General features: G+C 22.7%; 1 protein-coding gene and 1 pseudogene. Both read left to right on the top strand.

The window, feature by feature from the left end; genetic code table 11:
• A pseudogene (locus JG677_RS08025) lies at positions 1-179 on the top strand (alpha/beta fold hydrolase); the annotation flags it as partial.
• A complete protein-coding gene (locus tag JG677_RS08020) occupies positions 172-1,593 on the top strand; it encodes a Mur ligase family protein (protein ID WP_200286107.1) in 1,422 nt (473 codons plus the stop codon). The pseudogene JG677_RS08025 and the gene JG677_RS08020, both read left to right, overlap by 8 nt.
• Positions 1,594-1,711: the final 118 nt, after the last annotated feature.

Below are 1,711 nucleotides of genomic sequence, written 5' to 3'. Positions count from 1 at the left end.
AAGCTAAATCATTAATTTTTTGGGGTATTGATGATAAAGATACCCCATTAAAGAGTGGAGAACTTATTCATTCTTTTATAAAAAATAGCGAATTTTATCCTTTAAATGGAGATCATTTTTTCTTTTTAAAACACGCTGATTTTATTGCTCAAAAAATACAAGGAATTAAAAATGCTTAATATAATTTATTATCTTAATACTTTAATTTTTAATTTTTGTGTTGCTTTTTATCTTATTAGTGCTTTACAGTGGTATTCTTATAAAATCAAACGTATTATATTTCACTATCATAAACCTTTATGGCATTTATATTTTTTATTTTTACCCTATTTTTTATTTTTAGCTTTTCCATTTTATTCTTTGTTTTATTTTCTAATTCATATTGTTATTTTATACTTTTGGAATAAAAAAATTGACAAAAAACTTGTTTTTACTCAAAAAGTTAAAATATTTTTTATGTTTGTATTTATTTTTAATACTTTATTTGCTTTATTATCTTTTCATATATCTTTTTTATTTAATCTTTTTAGCCTACCTTGCTCTTTAATTTGTTTAAAAATCTATGATTTTTTTGGAGCAAAATATTTTTATTCTCAGGCAAAGAAAAAAATTCTAAATAACAAAAATCTTACTATTATACTTATTACAGCAAGTTTTGGTAAAACAAGTATTAAAAATTTTCTTTATACTCTTTTAAAGGACGATTTCAAAGTTTATAAAACCCCAAAAAGCGTTAATACGCTTATGGGTATAATACGCGATATTAACGAAAATCTTAATGAAACATTTGATATTTATATAGCAGAAGCAGGAGCTAGAAATCAAGGAGATATAAAAGAAATTACTGAACTTTTAGAGCCTCAAATTTGCATTATAGGAGAGATTGGAAATGCTCATTTGGAGTATTTTAAAAATTTAGAAAATACAAGAAAGACAAAATTAGAAGCTCTAAGCTCCAAAAGGCTTAAAAAAGCATTTTTACATACAAGTACTAAAGAAAATGAAAATAATATTATAAGTCTTTATGATAAAAAAATCTCAAAAATTGATGCCTCTTTAGAAGGGATAAAATTTGATCTTTTCTTAAACAATGAAAATCATTCTTTTAAAAGCATTATTTTAGGCTCATTTAATGCTCAAAATCTTTGTGCTTGCATACTTTGTGCTAATTTCTTAGGTCTTAATTTAGAAAAAATTAAAACACAAGTTCTTAAAATTAAATCCGTTAAACATCGCTTAGAAATACTTTCAAAAAAACCTAAATTTATCATAGATGATGGTTTTAATGGAAATTTTAAAGGAATGAGTGAAAGTTATAAACTTTGTAAAACATATAAAGGGCGTAAAATTTTAATAACACCTGGTATTGTTGAAGTAAATAAAGAAGAAAATATTAAACTTGCAAAAATTATTAATGAATGTTTTGATTTGGTTATAATTAGTGCTAAAATAAATCAAGAGATTTTTAAAGAAACTCTTACAATTTCAAGTCTTTTTTTAAAAGAAAAATCAGAACTTATCAGTATTTTAACCAAAGAAACAAAAGATGGAGATTTAATACTTTTTTCCAATGATGCACCAAGTTATTTATAAGGAGTAGATATGGAAATTTTTTATAAAAATATCAATGCATTAAGTAATATTGTTTTAAAAGAAAAGCTTCTTAAACTTAAAGAAAATACTCGTTTTGAAAATGAGTTTTATATTTTAC

Origin of the sequence: Campylobacter sp. TTU-622 (genome assembly GCF_016598965.1) — a bacterium.
Lineage (GTDB): Bacteria > Campylobacterota > Campylobacteria > Campylobacterales > Campylobacteraceae > Campylobacter_D.
The sequence above is the reverse complement of the archived record's forward strand: the minus strand, read 5'-3'. Positions and strand labels throughout refer to the sequence as shown.